Annotated in this window: 21 protein-coding genes; 13 read left to right on the top strand and 8 right to left on the bottom strand. The window is 35.1% G+C overall.

From position 1 onward, the window contains the following. Positions 1-20: 20 nt before the first annotated feature. Positions 21-731 (top strand): tRNA (adenine(22)-N(1))-methyltransferase, encoded by a 711-nt coding sequence (locus C2I06_RS09910; protein WP_095333846.1) that lies wholly within the window; start codon positions 21-23, stop codon positions 729-731. After that, positions 718-1,833 (top strand): Nif3-like dinuclear metal center hexameric protein, encoded by a 1,116-nt coding sequence (locus C2I06_RS09905; protein WP_095333848.1) that lies wholly within the window; start codon positions 718-720, stop codon positions 1,831-1,833. Before C2I06_RS09910 ends, C2I06_RS09905 begins: the two co-directional genes overlap by 14 nt. Positions 1,834-2,478: 645 nt before the next feature. On the opposite strand, the gene C2I06_RS09900 is transcribed toward C2I06_RS09905, so the two are convergent. Both C2I06_RS09900 and vrrA read right to left on the bottom strand, forming a co-directional pair. Beyond that, positions 2,479-3,420 carry a 4-hydroxy-3-methylbut-2-enyl diphosphate reductase gene (locus tag C2I06_RS09900; protein ID WP_095333850.1) on the bottom strand — a complete coding sequence of 314 codons (942 nt, stop codon included), beginning with the start codon at positions 3,418-3,420 and terminating at the stop codon, positions 2,479-2,481. A 234-nt stretch (positions 3,421-3,654) separates the two neighbouring features. Next, positions 3,655-4,239 carry a VrrA/YqfQ family protein gene (vrrA, locus tag C2I06_RS09895; protein WP_235850356.1) on the bottom strand — a complete coding sequence of 195 codons (585 nt, stop codon included), beginning with the start codon at positions 4,237-4,239 and terminating at the stop codon, positions 3,655-3,657. 265 nt (positions 4,240-4,504) lie between these two features. Between vrrA and C2I06_RS09890 the strand changes: the two genes are divergently transcribed. Further along, complete coding sequence (locus C2I06_RS09890) at positions 4,505-5,815, top strand: DEAD/DEAH box helicase (RefSeq protein WP_123257988.1); 1,311 nt, start codon at positions 4,505-4,507, stop codon at positions 5,813-5,815. 19 nt (positions 5,816-5,834) lie between these two features. Next, positions 5,835-6,728, top strand: coding sequence for a deoxyribonuclease IV (locus C2I06_RS09885; RefSeq protein ID WP_095333854.1), 894 nt, complete (start codon positions 5,835-5,837; stop codon positions 6,726-6,728). A 41-nt stretch (positions 6,729-6,769) separates the two neighbouring features. Here the strand turns inward: C2I06_RS09885 and C2I06_RS09880 are convergent, their stop codons facing one another. Further along, positions 6,770-7,027 (bottom strand): DUF2624 family protein, encoded by a 258-nt coding sequence (locus tag C2I06_RS09880; RefSeq protein WP_016202998.1) that lies wholly within the window; start codon positions 7,025-7,027, stop codon positions 6,770-6,772. Positions 7,028-7,299: 272 nt separating this feature from the next. On the opposite strand from C2I06_RS09880, the gene zur reads away from it, so the two are divergent. Further along, complete coding sequence (gene zur, locus C2I06_RS09875) at positions 7,300-7,713, top strand: zinc uptake transcriptional repressor Zur (RefSeq protein WP_095333856.1); 414 nt, start codon at positions 7,300-7,302, stop codon at positions 7,711-7,713. Positions 7,714-7,785: 72 nt separating this feature from the next. On the opposite strand, the gene C2I06_RS09870 is transcribed toward zur, so the two are convergent. Continuing rightward, on the bottom strand, positions 7,786-8,364 hold the full coding sequence (locus tag C2I06_RS09870; protein WP_095333858.1) for a hypothetical protein: 579 nt from the start codon (positions 8,362-8,364) through the stop codon (positions 7,786-7,788). 158 nt (positions 8,365-8,522) lie between these two features. Between C2I06_RS09870 and C2I06_RS09865 the strand changes: the two genes are divergently transcribed. Further along, the gene (locus C2I06_RS09865) at positions 8,523-8,915 is read left to right on the top strand and encodes a DUF4190 domain-containing protein (protein WP_095333860.1); all 393 of its coding nucleotides are present in this window, start codon (positions 8,523-8,525) and stop codon (positions 8,913-8,915) included. Positions 8,916-8,971: 56 nt separating this feature from the next. On the opposite strand, the gene ispG is transcribed toward C2I06_RS09865, so the two are convergent. Together ispG and C2I06_RS09855 are read right to left on the bottom strand one after the other, a co-directional pair. After that, positions 8,972-10,090 (bottom strand): flavodoxin-dependent (E)-4-hydroxy-3-methylbut-2-enyl-diphosphate synthase, encoded by a 1,119-nt coding sequence (gene ispG, locus C2I06_RS09860; RefSeq protein ID WP_171510336.1) that lies wholly within the window; start codon positions 10,088-10,090, stop codon positions 8,972-8,974. A gap of 234 nt (positions 10,091-10,324) precedes the next feature. Continuing rightward, entirely contained in the window at positions 10,325-10,645 is a 321-nt protein-coding gene (locus C2I06_RS09855) for a LysM peptidoglycan-binding domain-containing protein (protein ID WP_095333861.1), read from the bottom strand. A 180-nt stretch (positions 10,646-10,825) separates the two neighbouring features. Between C2I06_RS09855 and C2I06_RS09850 the strand changes: the two genes are divergently transcribed. Further along, complete coding sequence (locus C2I06_RS09850) at positions 10,826-12,538, top strand: methyl-accepting chemotaxis protein (RefSeq protein WP_123257987.1); 1,713 nt, start codon at positions 10,826-10,828, stop codon at positions 12,536-12,538. 132 nt (positions 12,539-12,670) lie between these two features. Here C2I06_RS09850 and C2I06_RS09845 read toward each other — a convergent pair whose 3' ends face one another. Next, positions 12,671-13,450, bottom strand: coding sequence for a DUF1189 domain-containing protein (locus C2I06_RS09845; protein ID WP_095333865.1), 780 nt, complete (start codon positions 13,448-13,450; stop codon positions 12,671-12,673). Positions 13,451-13,597: 147 nt separating this feature from the next. Here C2I06_RS09845 and C2I06_RS09840 point away from each other — a divergent pair, with 147 nt between their 5' ends. Then, positions 13,598-14,077 carry a DUF456 domain-containing protein gene (locus C2I06_RS09840; protein ID WP_095333866.1) on the top strand — a complete coding sequence of 160 codons (480 nt, stop codon included), beginning with the start codon at positions 13,598-13,600 and terminating at the stop codon, positions 14,075-14,077. 140 nt (positions 14,078-14,217) lie between these two features. On the opposite strand, the gene C2I06_RS09835 is transcribed toward C2I06_RS09840, so the two are convergent. Next, positions 14,218-14,913, bottom strand: a complete 696-nt coding sequence (locus C2I06_RS09835) for a Crp/Fnr family transcriptional regulator (RefSeq protein ID WP_095320794.1) — start codon at positions 14,911-14,913, stop codon at positions 14,218-14,220. Between the two features lie 558 nt (positions 14,914-15,471). Between C2I06_RS09835 and C2I06_RS09830 the strand changes: the two genes are divergently transcribed. The 5 genes from C2I06_RS09830 (at position 15,472) to C2I06_RS09815 (ending at position 22,102) form a co-directional block, all read left to right on the top strand. Continuing rightward, positions 15,472-16,080 carry a superoxide dismutase gene (locus tag C2I06_RS09830; protein WP_095333868.1) on the top strand — a complete coding sequence of 203 codons (609 nt, stop codon included), beginning with the start codon at positions 15,472-15,474 and terminating at the stop codon, positions 16,078-16,080. 164 nt (positions 16,081-16,244) lie between these two features. Continuing rightward, positions 16,245-17,462: an MFS transporter gene (locus C2I06_RS09825; RefSeq protein WP_095333870.1), complete on the top strand. Its 1,218-nt coding sequence runs from the start codon at positions 16,245-16,247 to the stop codon at positions 17,460-17,462. Between the two features lie 162 nt (positions 17,463-17,624). Then, positions 17,625-18,971: a penicillin-binding transpeptidase domain-containing protein gene (locus C2I06_RS25945; protein ID WP_338134282.1), complete on the top strand. Its 1,347-nt coding sequence runs from the start codon at positions 17,625-17,627 to the stop codon at positions 18,969-18,971. Between the two features lie 5 nt (positions 18,972-18,976). Further along, positions 18,977-19,738: a penicillin-binding transpeptidase domain-containing protein gene (locus C2I06_RS25940; protein ID WP_338134281.1), complete on the top strand. Its 762-nt coding sequence runs from the start codon at positions 18,977-18,979 to the stop codon at positions 19,736-19,738. A gap of 264 nt (positions 19,739-20,002) precedes the next feature. Then, positions 20,003-22,102, top strand: coding sequence for a peptidoglycan D,D-transpeptidase FtsI family protein (locus tag C2I06_RS09815; protein ID WP_095333873.1), 2,100 nt, complete (start codon positions 20,003-20,005; stop codon positions 22,100-22,102). Positions 22,103-22,189 lie beyond the last annotated feature (87 nt).

Below are 22,189 nucleotides of genomic sequence, written 5' to 3'. Positions count from 1 at the left end.
CTTGAAATGTGGGGGATATAATGAATACAGATAGATTATCAAAACGATTAGAAACCGTTGCTAAATACATACCTAGAAATTCGAAATTTGCTGATATTGGTTCAGATCATGCTTACTTGCCATGTTATATGATAAAAAGAAAAGAGGTTCAGTCTGCCATTGCAGGTGAGGTGGTGGAAGGACCTTATCAATCAGCGGTTAAGCAAGTAAAACAAGAAGGATTAACTTCGAAAATATCTGTACGAAAAGGAAATGGTTTAGAAGTAATCGAAGGAAATGAAGTAGATTGTATTACCATTGCAGGAATGGGCGGGACATTGATTGCATCTATTTTGGAAAATGGAAAAGAAAAATTGCATTCGGTACAGAGGTTGGTCCTTCAGCCCAATATTAGTGCATTTTCTATTCGCGAGTGGCTATTAAAAAATAACTGGACTTTAGTGGCAGAAGAAATTTTAGAAGAGGATGGGAAAATATACGAAGTTCTAGTAGCGGAAAAAGGGGAATCTCCATCTTTAAACGAAGAAAGTGCCCTATTATTTGGACCATTTTTAATGAAAGAAAAAGATGCAGCATTCGTTAAAAAATGGGAGCTTGAGAAAAAGAACTGGCAAAGAATTCTTACACAGTTGGAATCTGCACCAGATTCTGTGGAAAATACGCAGAAACGGACAGAACTGCAGCATAAGATAAAATTAGTGGATGAGGTGATAAACGATGAAGAATATTAATGGCTATGAAATAATATCTTTATTTGAACAATTTTCCCCTAAAGTGTATGCAATGGAAGGCGATAAAATCGGGCTGCAGGTGGGAGACTTAAGTAGACCAGTTAAACGCGTTATGATTGCTCTAGACGTTCTCGATGAGGTAGTGGAAGAAGCAATATCAAAAAAGGTGGATTTAATCATTGCACATCATCCTCCTATTTTTCGCTCTCTTTCCAAAATAACAATGGACAATCCATCAGGAAAATTAATGCATAAATTAATTAAGAATGATATTACTGTATATGCTGCTCATACGAATCTTGATGTTGCAAAAGGTGGGGTAAATGACCTTTTAAGTGATGCTTTAGGTATACAGGATGCTGAAGTTTTAGTTCCTACTTATGAAGATAAATTAAAGAAATTAGTAGTATATGTGCCGAAAGAACATGTTGAACAAGTGAAAAAGTCGATTGGCGATGCCGGAGCAGGATCAATAGGGAATTATAGTCACTGTGTTTTTTCGACGGAAGGAATTGGAGAATTTCAACCATTAGAAGGAGCCGTTCCCTACATAGGTAGCGTTAATAAGCTGGAGCAAGTAGAAGAAGTCAAGATAGAATCGGTTTATCTTGCTTCGAAAGAAAAGAAAATAGTAAAAGCAATGGTAAAGGCCCATCCTTATGAAGAAGTAGCTTATGATATTTATGATTTAAAGATAAAAGGTGAGCAGTTAGGATTAGGGCGTATTGGAAGAGTAGAAGAGACAACATTGGGAAAGTTTGCTGACCATGTCAAAAAGGTTCTTGAAGTGGACAGAGTGCGTGTAGTGGGGAATTTAGATTCTCCAGTTAAAAAAGTAGCCGTATTAGGAGGCGATGGCAATAAGTATTATTCCCATGCCTTAATGAAAGGGGCAGATGTCTATATTACAGGGGATATGTATTATCATGTTGCCCATGATGCCCAAGCAGTGGGACTAAATATTATTGATCCTGGACACAATGTTGAAAAAGTGATGAAGAATGGTGTAACAAAGGTTTTAAAGAGAATGTGTGAGGAGAAAGGCTATGAGGTGGAAATTTTCCCTTCTGTAACTCACACCGATCCTTTTACATTTGTATAATCTAGATTTAAGGTAAAAAGCGGACAAACTTTTGGAGTGCAGACCAAGGGAGTGTCTGCTTTTTTCTTTGTAAAGAAAGTATAAAAGGGGCGTTTTTTAAGGTGGTACGCTGAAAAAGGAGTGAACGCCGAAGTTAGAGAGAGAAAAGAGTAAAGCGGTGTTCCTGAAAGGGATGAAAGCTGAAATTGGAAAGAGAAGAGAGTAAAGCGTGTTCATAAAAGGAATGAACGCCGAAATTGGAGAGGGAAGAGGACAAAGTGGTGTTCATAAAAGGGATGAACGCCGAAATTGGAGAGAGAAGAGAGCAAAGTGGTGTTCATAAAAGGGATGAACGCCGAAATTGGAGAGAGAAGAGAGCAAAGTGGCGTTCATGAAAGGAATGAACGCCGAAATTGGAGAGGGAAGAGGACAAAGTGGTGTTCATAAAAGGGATGAACGCCGAAATTGGAGAGAGAAGAGAGCAAAGTGGCGTTCATGAAAGGAATGAACGCCGAAAATGGAGAGGGAAGAGAGCAATGTGGTGTTCATAAAAGGGGTGAACGCCGAAATTACCAGTGAAGGAAGAAAACAAGCGTTCATAAAGAGAGAATGTACCAAAATAAAAACAAGCACTCCATTTAAAGAAGAGAGTGCTTGTTCTATACATTATTTCGCCTTAACTTTTGGCAAAATCTTATTTAATGGAACTTTCTTTTCAAATTGCCATGTATTCTCGTCTTCTGGATCGTATTGGTCTAGAAAATTTATTACCTCTTTCGTAATAGGAGTTGGAGTGGATGCACCAGCAGTCACTGCAACACTGCTTGCTCCTTTCAACCATTCTAGCTTGAGTTCTGAGATGTCTGCTATACGATAAGCAGTAGTATGGGCAATTTCTTCGGAAACTTGTGCTAATCGATTTGAGTTATTACTCTTAGGATCGCCAACAACAATTAATACATCCGCTTCACCTGCTTGTTTAGCAACAGCTTCTTGTCTAACTTGAGTTGCTAAGCAGATTTCTTTATGAAATTCAGCTTGTGGGAATTTTTCTTTAATGCTTTCCATTAAATCAGCTACATCCCATTGACTCATCGTTGTTTGGTTGGTAACGAGGATTTTTTCATGGTTAATTTCCAAGCCGCTAAGATCCTCAAGTGTTTCTACTAGGGAGACGGCGTGTGGAGCAACACCAACAGCTCCTTCTGGTTCAGGATGGCCTTTTTTTCCAATATAAATGATGTAATAACCTTCTTTAACCTTTTCGCTAATTAAATCATGAGTTTTGGTTACATCTGGACAGGTTGCATCCAATGTTACTAACCCTTTTTCTTTTGCTATTCTGCGGACTTCTGGTGATACACCATGGGCAGTGAAAATGATTGTTCCCGAATCAACTTTGTCTAATATTTCTTTTCTATTTTGTCCGTCTAATGTGATAATACCTTCCTCTTCAAAGGCATCTGTTACATGTTTATTATGAACAATCATCCCCAAAATGTAGATGGGGCGAGGTAATGTTTTATCTAAAGCAGCATTTCGAGCAATTACCATAGCATCAACAACACCGTAGCAATAACCTCGTGGTGCAATTTTAATAACTTTCATTCTCCGATTCCTCCTGCATGATCCTACTATATAACAAATATATTAAGTTATAGATACTATTATTTCCTTTATAATATAACATGTTTATTATATATAACATAAGAGAGGTTTACAAAGCATAAGTGTCTGGAAAATAAGTTAGCCAAAAAGGATAAAAAAAATACTGACCAATAGAAGCAAAAACCGATCCAATTTAATATACTGAAGGTTTTTGCTAGTTAAGGCCAGTTGAATTTATACATAAAGTTTGGGTTTTGAGGCACCAGATGGGTTTTCTGAGAATGATTCTGTTTCAAAATCATGATGATCTGTTTCTGTTTTTTTAACTTTTTTCTTTGTTTGTGGTTTGCTAGTGGTTTTGTCATTTATTTCCTTACTAGTTTTTTGCTCCGTAACTTCTGTCTCTTCTGTCTCCTTGTTTGAACTTGTTAGTCCTCTATACATTTTCCATATCGCAGGGATGTTTTTCACCATTGGTCCATATTGGTTAATCATGGGACCGATTTGGCTTGCTGTATTAAGGAATTTTTGAGAATTAGCCAAAAATCCATTAATGGAGGAAGGGTTAGTTAACGTTTTTAGCAATCCACCGCCTCCAGAAGCGGCACTTCTTGCTCCAGCATTCGTAGCTGCCCCAGCAGTATTATTGCCTCCTCCAAGTAACCTTGATAAGAGTCCACCGCCTCCGCCATTTCCTCTGCTTGGCATTGCACCTCTCCCCATCGGACCGCCAGGAAAATTTGAAGGACCTCGCATTCCTGGCATTCTTCCGCCCATTGGCGGTCCTTGAAACGGTCCACGCTGTCTTGGTGGCATCATATTTAAAACGCCTCCTTTCACTTATACTACTTTATAGAATATGCAGTTGATACTAATATGTTTAGGTTTTAACAGAAAATTTGGATAGCTAGCAAAAGAAAGATAAAAGCTAGAAATAGAGTAAAATACATTGGTAAAAATAAAAAGGGCGCACGTTATAGCCTTTTAAGCGATTTTTTATTATAATTAAATGATGGACAAAAGAGCTATAGGTAAATGTCAAATCTGTGCACACTCATTTATCTGGCTAATAAGGAGTTTTTATATGAGTAATAATCTATTTAACCAATATGAATTAAAACCATTTATTATAGATGCAATTGATGAATTAGGTTTTTATGAGCCAACGGAAATTCAGCAGAAAGTCATTCCGCTTGTCTTAAAAGGGGAAAGCGCTATTGGTCAGTCGCAAACAGGAACAGGCAAAACGCATTCTTATGTATTGCCGATCATTGAAAAAATCAATCCGGAAAAGCAAGCAGTACAAGCAGTTATTACAGCGCCGACAAGAGAATTGGCTAATCAAATCCACCAAGAAATACAGAAAATTACGAAGCATTCCGCCCAGCCGATTTCTTCGCGATTATTTATTGGGGGAACGGATAAACAACGTTCGATTGAAAAATTAAAAACACAGCCACAAATTGTTGTTGGAACGCCAGGAAGAATTAATGATCTTGTCAACGAGCAGGCATTATTTGTGCATACAGCAAAAATCCTTATTGTCGATGAGGCAGATCTGATGCTAGATATGGGCTTTATTGAAGATGTGGATCAAATTGCTGCAAAAATGCCTAAAGATTTAAGTATGTTTGTGTTCTCAGCAACAATACCTGAGAAATTAAAACCTTTCTTAAAGAAATATTTAGAAAATCCAACCTTTATTCATATTGAGCCAAAGCAGTTAACGGCAGCAAAAATTGAACACGTATTAATTCCTTCGAGACATCGAGATAAAATTACAACGGTATATGAGGCATTAGTAAGCTTTAATCCTTATCTTGCTATTGTATTTACGAATACAAAACAAATGTGTGATGAAGTTGCAAATGGATTATCAAGTAAAGGTCTTAAAGTTGCTAGAATTCATGGTGGCTTAACACCTCGCGAACGTAAAAAAGTAATGAAGCAAATTCTTGATTTAGAGTTTCAATATATTGTGGCAACAGACCTAGCAGCAAGAGGAATAGATATTAAAGGAATCAGTCATGTTATCAACTATGAGCTTCCGTCAGACTTAGATTTTTATGTACACCGTGTTGGTAGAACGGCCAGAGCTGGATATTCAGGCATTGCATTAACGATTTATGAGCCTTCCGATGAGGATAAACTTAATCAATTAGAAAAACTAGGCGTTGAATTTAAGCATATGGATCTAAAAAAAGGTGAGTGGATTGAATTAGATGATCGCAATCGTCGTAAAAACCGCAAAAAACAAGTAGATGAAATTGATTTAAAGGCTAAATCTCTTGTCAAAAAACCGAAAAAAGTGAAACCGGGCTACAAGAAGAAAATGCAGCAGCAAGTAGAAACAATTAAAAAGAGAGAAAAGCGTATTAAGAGTAGAAGAAAATAGGTGAAGAGGAGAGATTGAATTGCTGAAAATAGGTTCACATGTATCAATGAGCGGAAAAAAAATGTTATTAGGGGCGAGTGAAGAAGCTGCTTCCTATGGGGCAAATACTTTCATGGTCTATACAGGTGCACCCCAAAACACGAGAAGAAAGAAAATAGAAGATTTAAATATTGCTGCAGGGCAACTTCATATGGAGCAAAATGGAATTGATGATATTATTGTACATGCACCGTACATTATTAATATTGCCAATACTACAAACCCGGCAACCTTTGAATTGGGTGTAAATTTCTTACGCAGTGAAATTGAGAGAACAGAAGCGTTAGGAGCAAAACAAATCGTGTTACATCCCGGTGCACATGTAGGTGCTGGTGCGGATGTAGGGATTAAAAAGATTATTGAAGGCTTGAATGAAGTACTAACAGGAAATGAAAACTTACAGATAGCTCTTGAAACAATGGCTGGAAAGGGCTCTGAATGCGGCCGTACATTTGAAGAACTAGCGATGATTATGGAAGGCGTTACACATAATGATAAATTATCTGTATGCTTTGATACATGTCATACACATGATGCTGGTTATAATATTGTCGAGGATTTCGATGGGGTATTAGAGGAATTTAATCGAATCGTTGGAATAGATAAATTAAAGGTATTGCATATTAATGATAGCAAAAATATCGTTGGTGCAAGAAAAGATAGGCATGAGAATATTGGGTACGGGCAAATTGGCTTTGATGCATTAATGAAAATTGTTCATCATTCAGAGTTAGCGGATGTTCCAAAGATATTGGAAACACCGTATGTTGGTATCGATAAAACAAACAAAAAAGCGCCATATAAACATGAAATTGAAATGATTAAAAAGAAAACCTTTAATGAAAACTTATTGCAAGAAATCCTAGAAAGTTAAAAAAACGCTCATTTGAGCGTTTTTTATTTCCGTTAAGTAGATTACTGTTCGGCAAATAAATTAAATAAATCATTTAGTTCTTTTGCTGTCGCAGGACTTGTTAATTTAGCTACCTCTCTAATTAATTGCGCACGTTCATTAGGCTTAAAAATATTCACTTTTCGGCCGTTAAGGTGATTAGCAAGCTTTACTGCTTCTTCATTTGTAATTTTAATTTTGAATTGCTTGCTGTATTTCAATAATTCAGTAGAGGTTATGTTGTTAATTTTATGATTGATTATGTTTTCAAAAATTTTCATGTCATCACTCCCCATTCTAACATATGAGGGGAATAACAAAAATGTGCTAACTTTTTTGATTTCTTTGGCAAACTTATCTGAATGAGATATCTTTACAACAATCAATCGTTCTTGTATACTGATTTTGAATCATTTATTGTGAATAAATCGTAATGATTACTATAGATTTATATTTATATATTGGGGAATTAAATATTTATCAATATTATGTTTTCTTTCCTCATTATTCCATGTAAGTATTTTATAAAAAGTGTAAGAAATGAGGTGGAGAAATGAATGTACAAACTGCACTTGATATTCTGAAGGAAAAAGGATATAAACATACCGATAAAAGAGAAGATATATTAGCACTATTTTCTAATGAGAATAAATATTTAACAGCTAAGGATGTTCTGGAATCGCTAAAGGATGATTATCCGGGTCTTAGTTTTGATACTATATATCGAAATTTATCGTTATTTGAAGAGTTGGAAATTTTTGAAATGACGGAATTAAACGGAGAGAAGCATTTTCGGTTTACTTGTTCGCACCAACACCACCATCATCATTTTATTTGTTTAGATTGTGGAAAAACAAAAGAAATTATTACTTGTCCAATGGAAGAGTTATCAGAAAGCTTGAAAGGATACGATGTATCTGGTCATAAATTTGAAATTTACGGGAAATGCCCAGAGTGTAGAAACTAAAAAACGAAGCATATCATAGATATCGCTTCGTTTTTTAGAGGTTTTTAGTATCTTTGCAACGAAATGAAGGGGTTATTTCACAGAAGAATTAGCCCATTCATCTACCCATTTTTTTGCTTCACTCCAGGAGGTTACGCGTTTAACGCCGTTAGGAATTGGTTTTCTATTGTAAGGTGTGTCAAAAAGAATAACCGGTATCCCTAATTCTTCATGAAGCATCACTGCATTATCATGCTTATCTTCAAAGAAAATATCGACCTTATTTTTTTTGGCGGCCGCTATTTTATGATGGGAACCAATTAACTCGATATGGTTAAAACTGATACCTTGATTAAGAAACCATTCTTTTGTCAATTCAAGCATTCCTTCGCCTCTAGCACTAATAAAGATAAGTTCATGTTGTTCAGCCCATTCTTGGAGAACAACATTTGCACCCTCGGCAAGAGGAGAGGCTGTATAAATTCTTGCCTCGTTCTCGATAAACCATTTGTCGAATTCCTCATTAGATACATTTACAAGAGGGTAAAATTCGTACTGTACAACATCCTCTAGCGTAATATTTAATTGAAAGCTCTCATTTAAAAAAGGAATAAATGCAGCTGGGCTGGTTACTGTTCCATCAATATCGATTCCAAAACGCAATTTCTTCATTTTGTGCTCCTTTTCCACGTTGTTCTTTTCTAGCTTACCAAATTATAGGGATAAGGGAAAGAAGGAAGGAAGAAATCATGTAAAACTTTAACAGACATACGAATCAAAAACTTGGTGATGATAATAAATGCTCCTATGAAAGAAAGCGAGGGATTATCATGGCAGATCAAAATAGCAATGAAGGATATGGTCACGATTTTCAGGATAGAGAGCGAACTGAATCACCTGTTGATTATTTGGAAGAAACATCAGCAGAAATAACACCTCCAATGACTTATAATGCTACACCTCCGATGACTTCTACTGGTACACGCCCAGTCACTTCTGATGCGGAGGGAGACAGGGGAGTAGTAGGCGGTAAAGGGATTGGTATTACGGCGATAGTTATTTCTATCCTCTCTTTATTTGTAATGCCTATCATTTTAGGGATTGTTGGGATAGTATTAGGATTCGTCGCAAGAAGCAAAGGAGCAAGTTCACTAGGAACATGGGCTATTGCATTAGGTGCTATCTCCATTATCATTGGAATTTTTATTGCTCCATTCTTTTAACAAGAAAAGGCAATTAAAAAATCTAACCTCTTATTTGAGGTTAGATTTTCTTAAATTTATGGCTGGACACTGATAGTATCCATCTCTTTTTCTTCTGCAGCTTTTTTTGCAAAGTATTCCGCTGCAATTGCATCGATTTCTTTCTTTAATTCTTCGACCATCGTATCTTCTGGAACCTTGCGGACTATTTTGCCTTTACGGAAAAGTAGGCCTTCTCCACGAGCTCCAGCAATTCCGATATCGGCTTCTCTTGCTTCTCCTGGTCCATTTACTGCACAGCCTAGCACAGCTACTTTAATAGGTGCCTTTATAGTAGAGATATAATCCTCTACTTCGTTTGCAATACTGATAAGATCAATTTCAATACGGCCGCATGTTGGGCATGAAATTAATGTTGCAGCATTAGAGGAAAGTCCAAATGACTTTAACAGTTCTCTAGCGACTTTTACTTCCTCAACTGGATCAGCACTTAAGGAAATACGTAAAGTGTTACCGATGCCTTTGCTTAAAATAGCTCCTAACCCAGCCGCACTCTTTACAGTACCAGCAAATAACGTACCAGATTCTGTTATTCCTAAATGTAGTGGATAGTCAAAAGCCTTTGCAGCCTTTTCATATGCTTCTATTGCTAAATTAACATCAGAAGCTTTCATGGAAACAATGATATCATGAAAATCAAGGTCTTCTAATATTTTGATATGATGCAGGGCACTTTCAACCATGCCATCTGCTGTTGGATATCCGTACTTCTCCAAGATTTTCTTTTCTAACGATCCGGCATTAACCCCAATTCGAATAGGAATTCCTTTCGCTTTTGCCGCTTTTACAACAGCTTCCACTTTTTCTCTTTTCCCAATGTTGCCCGGATTAATTCGGATTTTATCTGCTCCGCCTTCAATTGCTTTTAAAGCTAAACGATAATCGAAATGGATATCCACTACTAGTGGTATATTTATTTGCTTTTTAATTTCACTGATAGCATTTGCCGCACGTTCATCTGGACATGCTACGCGCACGACTTGACAGCCAGCTTCTTCTAAGCGTTTAATTTGGGCTACAGTAGCTTCCACATCATGTGTTTTAGTTGTGGTCATACTTTGGATAAATAATTCATTACTTCCCCCAATAGTGATATTACCTACTTTTATTGGTCGGGTTTTTGTACGATGTATAATTTCACTCAATGGTGATTCGCTCCTTTTATATTGGACAAGCCAAAATAATTAGCTTTTTATTTAAATCTTGATATCCTTACCTATTGTATCAATGAAACATTGAAATTGACAAGAAACTTGCTAAAAAATGCTTAGCTTTTTACTGGGAGCACCTCAAGGATGGGGATAACTAACTTGTTGATTAAAACAAAAAACTTCCTCAAATTAGATTATTTTTGGAAGTTCTCTTTTATGCTATTTATAAATCGGAAAGAGATAGGTTTTGCCAATTTGAATATCTTCCGGTTTTAGTCCATTATTTAATTTTTGAAAGTCGTTCACTACTGTCTCAAGACTTACGGATAAACCGCCAGTCGAATATTGTTCAACAATTGAGAGAACGGTGTCACCAGATTTTACTTTTTGCTCAAAGGATGAGGCCGAATCTTGAGGTGTGCCCTGTGTTTCTATTGTCGGTTCTTGTTCTTTTCGGGAGGAGAGTGTGCCTTCGTTTAAATCAATATAAATGACATATATGGTAACTAGAACAACAAAGGTAATAAAAAACCTTTTCATCGTAAATCCCCCTAAACTGATTATAGGAAATTATATGCTTGTCCACTATCGATTAGACCAATGAAAATGCTAGGAAGGTGGATATAGGTAAAAAGTCATAAAAATTAACATTAAATTACTTTGCTTTTACATGTTCTTAACAAATATTTGTGAAAATGTTTGAGTAGGGGGGACAAGTAGATGAATAAAACCAAGGACAGGAAAAAAGAAAAGGAAAAGCTTTCTATTCAAAATCGGTTATTTCTGTTTATTTTACCGTTATTTATTATTACAATTTTAATCTTGACATTTATTTCTATTAACAGTTCTACTAAAATGATGATTAAGATGATGCATGAAAGATTAGAAAAAGAGGCAAATACTATTTACGTAATGGCGCAAAATACAATGTTAATGTATGTTGGCCAGGAAGAAAAGTTCCAAACAAAAATGGAACAAATAATTAGAGATCAAGATGCTAGTTTTGCTCAAGAAGGTTTAAATGCCTCTTTTTTTGTACTCACAGAAAAGGAGGTTAAGCCTTTTAAAGTAAGTCAAACGTCTGATTTTACGTGGGAGAATTCCTTCATTCAGAAGATACATGATTTAGAGTCAGGAGTATTGGAAACGAAATGGAATGGAAAAACATATACCGTTGCTTTTCAGCAAATCCAAGAATTGAAGGGGATATATTTATTAGTTGTACCGCAAGAAGAATATTTGCATAATGTAAAGCAATTAAAAAATAGTCTACTACTGTTTTCGGCATTGAGTATTATTATTATAGCAATGGTTATTCGTTTTTTTGTCAAAACGATGGTAAGTCCCTTATTGAAATTACGGGAAATCATGAGGATTGCCAGAAATGGTCATTTAAATGAGGTAACATCCATTAAAACCTCAATACCAGAAATAAATTCGCTTATAAACAGTTACAATTTATTGATTAAGCGGTTAAAGCTTGTCCTATCTGAGATGCAAGCAACAAGCGCTCATTTATCCAAAACAAATGATATATTACATACTGAAGCTGTGCAGATGATTGGAAGTGGAAAAAGCCTCACGGAAATGATAAATACGGTGAAAAATGGAGCTGAGCAAACAGCTATTAGTTCCGAACATAATATTAGTGTTTTTCAAGAAATGAAGGCATTAAGCGAGCAAATTGAAAAAAGCAGCCAGAAAATAAAGGATCATACGGAAGCAATGAATCTCGCTGCTATTCATGGTGAAGAAAATATGAATAATTTGTTTGCCAGCCAACATATGCTACAAGACAAAGTGAAAGTGATATATAGCAATAATGATCTTTTAAATAACCATGCATTATCGATTAAAAAGGTGGTAGAAGATATTAAAGGTTTGGCTGAACAAACTAAGCTTTTAGCTTTGAATGCCACATTAGAAGCGGCTCGAGCAGGCAGCCAAGGAAAGGGATTTGCTGTAGTAGCAAATGAAGTGAAAAAACTAGCTATTTTATCATCTAAATCCGCTGAAGATATTAAATCCTTCACACTCGATATGGATCTAATTATTCAAAAGTCATCATCTGATTTAGAAGATATTCAAATGAACTTTACGAAAAGTGAGGGTTTAGTTCAAAAAGCAACAGTTTCCATTAATCAGTTATTGCAAGGAATTTCTCTTGTCAATACGGGACTAAAGGAAAATCATTATTTATTAAATGAACTTCAAGCCTTTTTTCCTAAAATGGAACATAGTACACTCCATGTTACATCGATTAGTCAACAAACACTTGCTAGTTCTGATGAAATGAAAAGAATAGGAGACATACAGCAAGAGAGTATTCAGGTAAATGCAGAGATAAGTGCAAGATTAACAACGTTAGTAGCAGCCTTAGAAGAGAATATTAAGATGGAAGAACAAAAAGCTCCTAAGGATGGGAGCGAATAAATTAAATGATCAGACGACTAATCCCGTTCGTAGCTTAAGAGAGACAATATCCTTTATAAATAAAAAAGCCAAACAATTGCACAAAGCGTTCGTGATTGTTTGGCTTTTTTTCTAAAATACCTAGCCTATTTTTTAAGGTTGTAGTGGCTTTTCTGTTTGTATTTCTTTAATAGCTAAGCAGACAAGGAATAAACTAATAAACCAATTTAATAAGTATCCATTAGGAACAACTGTCTGTAAACAATCCATAATAGCAAAGAAAATTACTGGAATAGTGATACTGTAGACAGTGATTTTCCAGCACTGTGCATAAGTCAATCCTTTGCCGAATATTCTCGCGAAAAAGCTTCCAAACATAGCAAGCACAAGAGTTTGTAAGACTTTATAGAGAAGCATGAACAGAATGTAAATAACAACTAATATAATGATAAACACATAGGATAATGAATCCATGCCTTGGATAAAGTCAATGAGCTCCTCACTTGTCATGGTAAAGTTACCGAATGAGGAATATGCAAATGTTTGAGCTTGTCCAGAAGTTACTATTACGAATTCATTCTTTAAAAGGGCTACTGTATTGCCGTAGGAACTAACCTTCGCGTGATCATAAGTTCCTGAGGAATCAACAATGATTGTTAAATCCGGTTTTTCAATAATAGTAGGTTCTTCATCATTATCTGTATGTAGGATATTATCACTTATTGTAAAAGAAGGTACTTCGTCCTCCATGGTTACACTAAACGTATGTATTGCTTCATTTATTCCCTTATTTAAATAATATAGATTAGGTAGTGAGGCAATAATCGTCAAAAGCAACAAATAAATAATGGTTTTTCCGATACCTTGAAAACGGAAGCTTGCTATATCTTTTGGAGAATAGAGGCTTCGATAAAACTGCTTAAAAATATTCATTCTTACACATCCTTCAAAAGTTTCATCCCTATTGTATCTTTTTACAACCGATAGATACAAGTCCGAGCATTTGATTTGCAGAAAAAAGTGTGGTAAACAAGATGAATGGGTAACATAATAGATAAATAAGAAGAAAAGAGGATCGTTATGGATATTATTTATTGGACAATTATCAGTATATTATTCATTATTGCGTTTATTGGACTGATTTATCCAATCATTCCAAGCGTGATCTTTATATTAGCCGGTTATCTTTTATATGGTCTGTTCTTTTCATTCGAAGAACTTAGTATCCTTTTTTGGATTATCCAAGGTATGTTTGTAATCTTATTATTCTTTGCCGATTCCGTATCCAATTGGATTGGAGTAAAGAAATTTGGAGGGTCAAAGGCTGGTATCTGGGGAAGTACAATAGGGTTACTTATAGGTCCTTTTGTTATTCCTGTGGTAGGAATTCTTCTTGGCCCATTTATTGGGGCGGTCCTAGCTGAACTCGTGGTTAGTAAGACAAATTGGAAGAATGCCCTGAAAATAGGAGTAGGTTCATTAATAGGCTTCCTAAGCAGTGTAGTAACAAAAGGAATTATCCAAGCAATCATGATTATTTATTTCCTCTTTAAAATATAAAAAAAGCTTATAAGATGAAACTTACAAACCTCTTTCTAAAAAAATGAATAAAAAACCCGAACGATTATTCGAAAGCATTGGCATCTTCAGATACTTGTTCGGGTAACTATTTGTTTGAAGTAATGGTATATCAGCTTCTTTTAATTAAGTCCACAAATATCGACCGGACAGTTTTGACAATCAACTGCTCTTTTTAAATAGGCAAGGTTTTTCACGGTGATTTTTTGGTTGCTATAGTCTATTACTTCCCTTTCTCTTAAATCTTTTAATATTCGTTGAATCACTTCTCGTGTTCCAAAAGTTAAGTTTGCTAATTCTTGATGAGTGATAGGGATATCAATCAAAATTCCTTCATTATTTTTTATTCCAAAGGAATGACATAATCGGATTAAAATACTGTAAAGTCCCCCTTTTTTTCCATTCATAATAAGATCTTGGCATTTCATATGTGCTTTTAGATAGCCTGTACTTAACCAACTTGTAATAGAAGTTAATAAGACTGGATCTTTTAATGCTAATTGTTCAAATTCTGTTCGATCTATAGCAAGGACATCACAATCAGTCATACTTTTCGCAAAAAAATAGTATTTAGGAGAATGTTTAAATAATTGATATTCTACTAACAACTCCTCATCATGAAGGATTTTAATGACGAATTCTTTTCCTTTTTCGTGTACTCTTCCAAGCGAAATGGTTCCATTTAATAATATATATATCTTTTGGACAGGGTCTTTTTCTTGGAAAAGTAAAGTCCCTTTTTTTATATGCTCTATTTTTTCAATCTCAAAAAAATGTTGTATAAGTAAACTATATAATGATAGCTGCACTTCATTCATAGGAAAGCACTCCTCTAAAAAGCCTCTTTCCTTGATTAAAAAACATTGTGAAATATTTGTCAATCTGAAAATGGGATATATTGGAATAGGAGAAAGTGTAATAATATTTAGGAATATCAGGAATGTTGATGCATAGGGCGAAAATGGAAAAATGACAATTTAACGAACTTATTCAAGGAGAAGTTTTAGATATAATTAGTATATTTATAAATAGGTAATTCTTTGGGGTGATGTTAATCACAAGAGAATATAAGCATTATTACTTAAGAATTCCAAGAGAGAAAGTTAAAAATTTAAAGCAATAAAATGATTTTCTACTTGCTGAACGCGAAAGGAAAAAGGCAATTGGCATTAGGTGTTTAAGCTCATTTATTCAGATGTTTTAAAATAATAACAAATGGGTACTTTAAAGAGGGAATCTTTTCAAGCAAATTGATTGAAAGTAAGCACTTTATTTGATAATGTATTGTTAAAGGCCTTCTCATATAATAATTGTCGGAATAGGGCAAACTATTAGAGGGAAGAACATAATACATAAAATATTAGGAGGAATTAGACATGGCTTATTCATTACCACAATTACCTTACGCTTATGATGCATTAGAACCACACATTGATAAAGAAACGATGAACATTCACCATACGAAACATCACAATACTTATGTGACAAATTTAAACAATGCATTAGAAGGAAATGATGAATTACTTTCTAAAACAGTGGAAGAGCTTGTATCTAATCTTGATGCAGTTCCAGAATCTGCTCGCACTGCAGTTCGTAACAATGGTGGCGGTCATGCAAACCATTCATTATTCTGGGAAGTAATTTCTCCAAATGGTGGCGGTCAACCAACTGGTGATTTAGCTGCTGCTATTGACAGCAAGTTTGGAAGCTTTGAAAACTTTAAAGAAGAATTTTCAAAAGCTGCTACAACTCGTTTTGGCTCTGGTTGGGCTTGGCTAGTTGTGAACAACGGTGAATTAGAAGTTACTAGCACACCAAATCAAGATAATCCATTAATGGAAGGTAAAACACCTGTTTTAGGATTAGATGTTTGGGAGCATGCATACTACTTAAATTATCAAAACCGTCGTCCTGAATACATTAATGCATTTTTCAATGTTATTAACTGGGATGAAGTAGCTAAACGTTTTGCTGCTGCAAAATAAGAAATAGAAATGTAAAAACCTGTAAGCATAAATTGCTTACAGGTTTTTTTGTCCCATTTTATTTATCATAATTTGGTCTTATTTTCATAATTGTTAGTTTTTATATATAATGCATAACGAAATTTGTTTTGTTAGAAACTACTCTAGAACAAAGGGGAGTTTCTATGATGAAAATAGGAAAATTAATAGGTGATGTAGAGCTAACAAAAGACTTGAAAATTTTGTTGCTTACAGGGGGGCTGTACTCACTTAGTGTAGCACTTTCTAATACTTTCGTTAACGTGTTTTTATGGAAACAATCAGGTGAATTTAGAGATTTAGGCTTGTATAATCTTGCGATAATCTTGTTGCAGCTATTTACCTTTACACTTGCTGGCAGATGGGCGAAGAAAATTGATCGAGTTATTGTATTTCGAATTGGAGTAGCTTTCCTTACCATCTTCTATTTAACAGTATTATTAATAGGAGATAAAGCATCAACGTTTCTGTTAGTACTGGGAGCCATTCTTGGAATTGGCAACGGATTTTATTGGTTAGCTTATAATGTCTTAACTTTTGAAGTGACAGAACCAGATACGAGAGATTTCTTTAATGGTTTTTTAGGATTGTTAAATTCTGTTGCTGGAATGATTGGACCAATGATTGCAGGATATATTATCTCCCAGCTCACGAAGTCAACAGGGTATATGATTGTTTTTGGAATGTCTCTTGGGCTTTTTCTTCTCGCAGTTGTTTCAAGTTTCTTTCTAAAAAGACGGCCAGCAGAAGGTAAATATTTTTTTAAAAGAATTGTCAAAGAGAGAAAACATAATTATAACTGGAAATTGATTACGAATGCCCATTTTTTCCAAGGTTTACGAGAAGGTGTCTTTGCATTTATAATAACTGTCTTTGTTTATATAGCAACAGATAGTGAATTGGCTTTAGGAAAATTTGGGTTGATCAATTCAGGAATTTCCTTTATTGCCTATTATGTTGTTTCAAGGACAGTCAAAAATAAGAATCGTAATAAGTCCATTTTAATTGGCGGAATAATGTTATTCTTATCGATGTTTATTATTGTTTTTGACTTTTCTTATACGAAATTATTGATTTATGCAGGTATAATAGCTATTGCTTACCCACTGATTTTAGTACCTTACACCAGCTTGACTTTTGATGTTATCGGAAAAGGCTGGAAAGCAGGAGAAATGAGAATAGAATATATAGTAGTGAGAGAATTATTTCTCAATTTGGGAAGACTTTTATCGGTTATTCTTTTTATCATTGGCGTCAGTGTATTCAATCCAAATAAAGTAATCCCAATACTGTTATTTATACTTGGGAGCGGACATTCTCTGATCTATTTCTTTGCTCGAAAGATTAGATGGAAAACGGCATAAAGCAAAAAAAGGATTTGTCATATTTACAGATCCTTTTTTTGCTTTATCAATAAGTTGAGAAAAGAGTATTCAGTTAAATATAAAATAATCATATAGTAATCTTTGTAAATTTCCTTTAAAATAGAAAATAGGAAAGTTTTGGAGGAAAAGGTGGGATCGATCGTGGGGGAAAAAAAGAAAAAAAAGAGAAATCCAATACCTTTAAGGGTAAATATTATCTTCTTTGCGGTATTTTTATTGTTTTCAGCACTTATTTTAAGATTAGGATTTGTCCAAATTGTTTATGGAGATGAATATAAAAAGCAAGTCGAGAAAAAAGAGGACATTACTATCAGCACATCTGTTCCAAGAGGAGAAATTTATGATCGAACGGGAAAAAGCATTGTAAGTAATGTCGGAAAAAATGCGATTACCTATACGAATTGGAAAAAATATAAACCGAATGAAATGCGGGATACCGCTGAAGAATTAGCAAAAATTATTAAGATGGACAGTGAAAAAGATCTAAAAAAAATATCAGAAAGAGATAAAAAGGATTACTGGATTCTCATTCATCCGAAAGAAGCAAAGAAGAAAATATCCAAAAAAGAAAATGAGAAACTACAACAACAACATAAGGATGACAATAAAGAATACCAAAAAGCATATGATGAGCTTTTACGTGAGCGAATAACAGAAGCGGATTTAAACACACTTACAGATCTAGATATGGAAACATTAGCTATTTATCGCGAATTTCAAAGCGGATATTACTATACACCACATATTGTTAAAAATGAAGGTGTTACTGATAAGGAAATCGCTATAATCAGTGAAAATTTGGACAAACTGCCAGGTGTCGATACAGTTCGAGACTGGGACAGAAAATATGATTTTGGTTCGACATTAAAAACCGTATTAGGGAATGTCAGTACTTCACAAAGAGGCGTTCCAGCAGAAGAAAAAGACAGCTATATCGCTAAAGGCTATAGCATGAACGATAGAGTCGGACTAAGCTATTTAGAAAAACAATATGAAGATATTTTAAAAGGACAAAAAAAGAAAGTTAAATTTATCAAAGATAAAAAAGATGAAATTGTTAATTCGGAAGTGATTTCCAACGGAGCTGCCGGTAATGACTTAGTTTTAACAATTGATATGAAATTACAGTTAGAAGTGGAGAAAATTATTGAAGAAGAGCTGAAAAAGACGAAATATGGCTATGCTGGCACTCAATATTTAGATAGAGCATTTGTCGTATTGATAGATCCGCATACGGGCGAAATATTAACGATGGCCGGAAAGCAGTTAGATAAAGACGATAAAACAGGAAAGCAAGTTGTGCAGGATTTTGCGTTAGGAAATATTACTACTTCTTATAATGTTGGGTCAGCTGTTAAGGGAGCAATGGTTTTAACTGGCTATAAGGAAGGCGTTATTCGACCCTATTCGGTGTTACGAGATGAGGTAATTAAAATCAAGGGTTCGCCCGATTTTAAGTCGCATTCAAGCTCGCTATGGGGAATATGAATGATTTGACTGCATTAAAAAAGTCCTCTAACGTATATATGGCAAAAGTAGCTTTAGCAATAGGGAAGGAGAGCTATACGAGACCAGGACAAACATTAAACGTGGATCCTGCTGCATGGGATAAAATTAGAAATTCTTTTAGTGAATTTGGCTTAGGGGTAAGAACAGGAATCGATTTACCGAATGAGATGGCTGGCTTTAAAGGACAAGATATAACAGTTCCTGGTAATTTAATGTTCCTCTCCATCGGGCAATATGATACATACACGAATATGCAATTAGCTCAATACGCCTCTACCATTGCTAATGGAGGCTATCGAATTCAACCTAGACTTGTGAAGGAAATAAGAGAATCAGCTCATGGAGATAAGAAGTTAGGTCCAATTGTGCAAGAAATTCAACCCAAAGTTTTAAATAAATTAGATTTAAAACCAGGCTGGATTGAACAAGTTCAAACTGGTTTTCGAATGGTTATGCAACCAGGAGGAACAGGTTCAGCTTTTATAGGAGCACCATATAGACCAGCCGGTAAAACTGGAACTGCACAGGAGTATTATACTGGTCCATTAAGAACTAATCATGATGTCCCACCACCTGAGGTTATGAATTTAAGCTTAATCACCTATGCGCCTTCCGAAAACCCAGAGGTTGCTATGGCTGTAATAGTCCCTTGGGTGTACACAACCAACAATGGACCATCACCAAACTTAACTATCGGAAAGCGTGTTATGGACAAATATTTTGAATTAAAGAAAGAAAAAGAATAGTTTAAGAGATTCATAAATAAAAAACATTATCTATGGGTATAGTCGTTACTGCCTTTTAGATAGTGTTTTTGGTTTTTTTTGGATAAAAGAAACGTGGATATATAGAGGTATTTACTCTCATATTAATGAATAACAGAGTAAGTTATAGCATGGTTTGATACAGTCAATAATCCTAGCATATTATTCCAATTAGTTATTAATAGAATAATCTACGATTTTCTATTACAATAGAAAAAGAATATCGAAGGAAAGTGTGATTAAACGTTGGGAAAAAAGAAAAAGAAAAAAACGATACCTGTACGTCTTAATATTATTTTCTTTTTTGTCTTTTTATTATTCTCCGCATTGATTCTGCGTCTAGGCTTTGTGCAGATTGTTTATGGTGAGGATTATAAAAGAGAATTAGAGAAAACAGAAGATGTTACAGTAAATACCTCTGTGCCACGTGGCAAAATGTATGATGCAACAGGAAAAGTGATAGTAGATAATGTAGCAGAAAAAGCAATTACTTATACGAATTCTGGTGCGAAACAAGAAGATATGCTCAAAACCGCTGAATTACTATCAAAATATATTATGAAAGATACGAAAAAGGTGACGGAGCGCGAGAAAAAAGACTATTGGATTATAAAAAATAAAAAAGAAGCGGAAAAGAAAGTCACTGAAAAGGAAAAAAAAGCTTTAGCTGAGAAGTATCCAGATCAAGAGGAATATAATAAGCAAGTGTATCAATTGCAGCTTGATCGGATTACCGAAGAGGATATAAAAACACTTACTAATCATGATTTAGAAGTGTTAGCTATCTATCGTGAGTTTATCAGCGGATACAAACTAACACCGCAAATGGTCAAAAATAAAGAGGTAAGCGACAAAGAATTTGCTGTAGTTAGTGAAAATTTAGAAGCCTTACCTGGTGTAGGTACCACAACAGACTGGGAGAGATCCTATTCGTTTGGAGATACGCTAAAATCTGTTTTAGGGAATGTAAGCTCCGCCGAAAGAGGACTGCCGGCAGAGAAATTAGATTATTATGTTTCTAGAGGATATAGTAGAAATGATCGGGTCGGTACCAGTTACTTAGAACTTCAATATGAGGATGTTCTAAAAGGGCAAAAAGAGAAAATTCGCAATAAAACAGACAAAAAAGGTAATATAGTCAGTACCGACGTCATTACAGAAGGAAAACGCGGTAATGATCTGGTTCTATCAATCGACATGGAACTTCAATTAAAAATAGAAAAAATCATTGAGGAAGAATTAAAAAAAGCAAAAACATTTGCGGGAACTAAATTACTTGATCGAGCCTATGTTGTGTTAATGAATCCAAATACAGGGGATGTCCTGTCAATGGCAGGGAAACGACTAGTGAGAAATGATAAAACAGGTAAAATGGAAGTTCAAGATGACGCGCTTGGTAATATTACAACCACTTACAACGTAGGTTCTGTTGTCAAAGGTGCAACTGTCTTAACTGGTTATAAAACAGGAGCCATTTCTCCTGGCACCGTATGGAATGATACTCCTGTGAAAATTGGAAATACTACCAAAAAATCGTGGACAACTATGGGGCCAATCAGCGATCTTACCGCTTTACAACGCTCATCCAATGTTTATATGTTTAGAACGGTGATGAAGATGGCTGGTGCTAACTATGTTTACGGTAAACCACTATCTGTTTCATTAGCTGACTTTTCGTTAGTGAGAAATGAATTTGCCCAATATGGACTTGGAATCCGTACTGGTATTGATTTGCCGAATGAGCAAGTTGGCTTTAAAGGACAAGATACATTACCAGGTTTCTTACTGGATTTATCCATTGGACAATATGATACGTATTCGAATATGCAGCTTGCACAATATGTTTCAACCATTGCTAATGGCGGGAACAGAATGGAACCGCATATTGTAAAAGAGATTCGCGAACCAGTGGCAGATGACAGTACACTTGGACCAGTAGTAGAAACAGTTAAACCCAAAGTATTAAATAAGGTTGATGTTAAACCTGAATGGATCAAACGAGTGCAGCAAGGATTTAAAATGGTGGCACAAACTCCAAAAGGTACTGCTTATTCTAATCTAGGTGGGAAGGATTATTCACCTGCGGCAAAAACAGGGACAGCAGAGGCATTTTACGATGGACCTTCTCGCAGTGAGTATGGAAAAGAACCGCCGCAAGTTATGAATCTAAGCTTAATCAGCTACGCACCTTCCGATAACCCAGAAGTAGCAATGGCTGTAATGGTTCCATGGGCATACCAAGGAAGTGTAGATAATGGTTCCAATAAGAAAATCGGGGAACGTGTATTGGATGCGTACTTTGATTTGAAAAAAGAAAGACAAAAAGAAGAGAAAAAAGACAAATAATAGGATCAAAAAGGACAAAACTACCATTTACTAGTTTTGTCCTTTTTTTATAAAAAAAACAAGGAATACCCCAATTAACAAAAATAG

The organism is Niallia circulans, assembly GCF_003726095.1.
Lineage (GTDB): Bacteria > Bacillota > Bacilli > Bacillales > Cytobacillaceae > Niallia > Niallia circulans_A.
The sequence above is the reverse complement of the archived record's forward strand: the minus strand, read 5'-3'. Positions and strand labels throughout refer to the sequence as shown.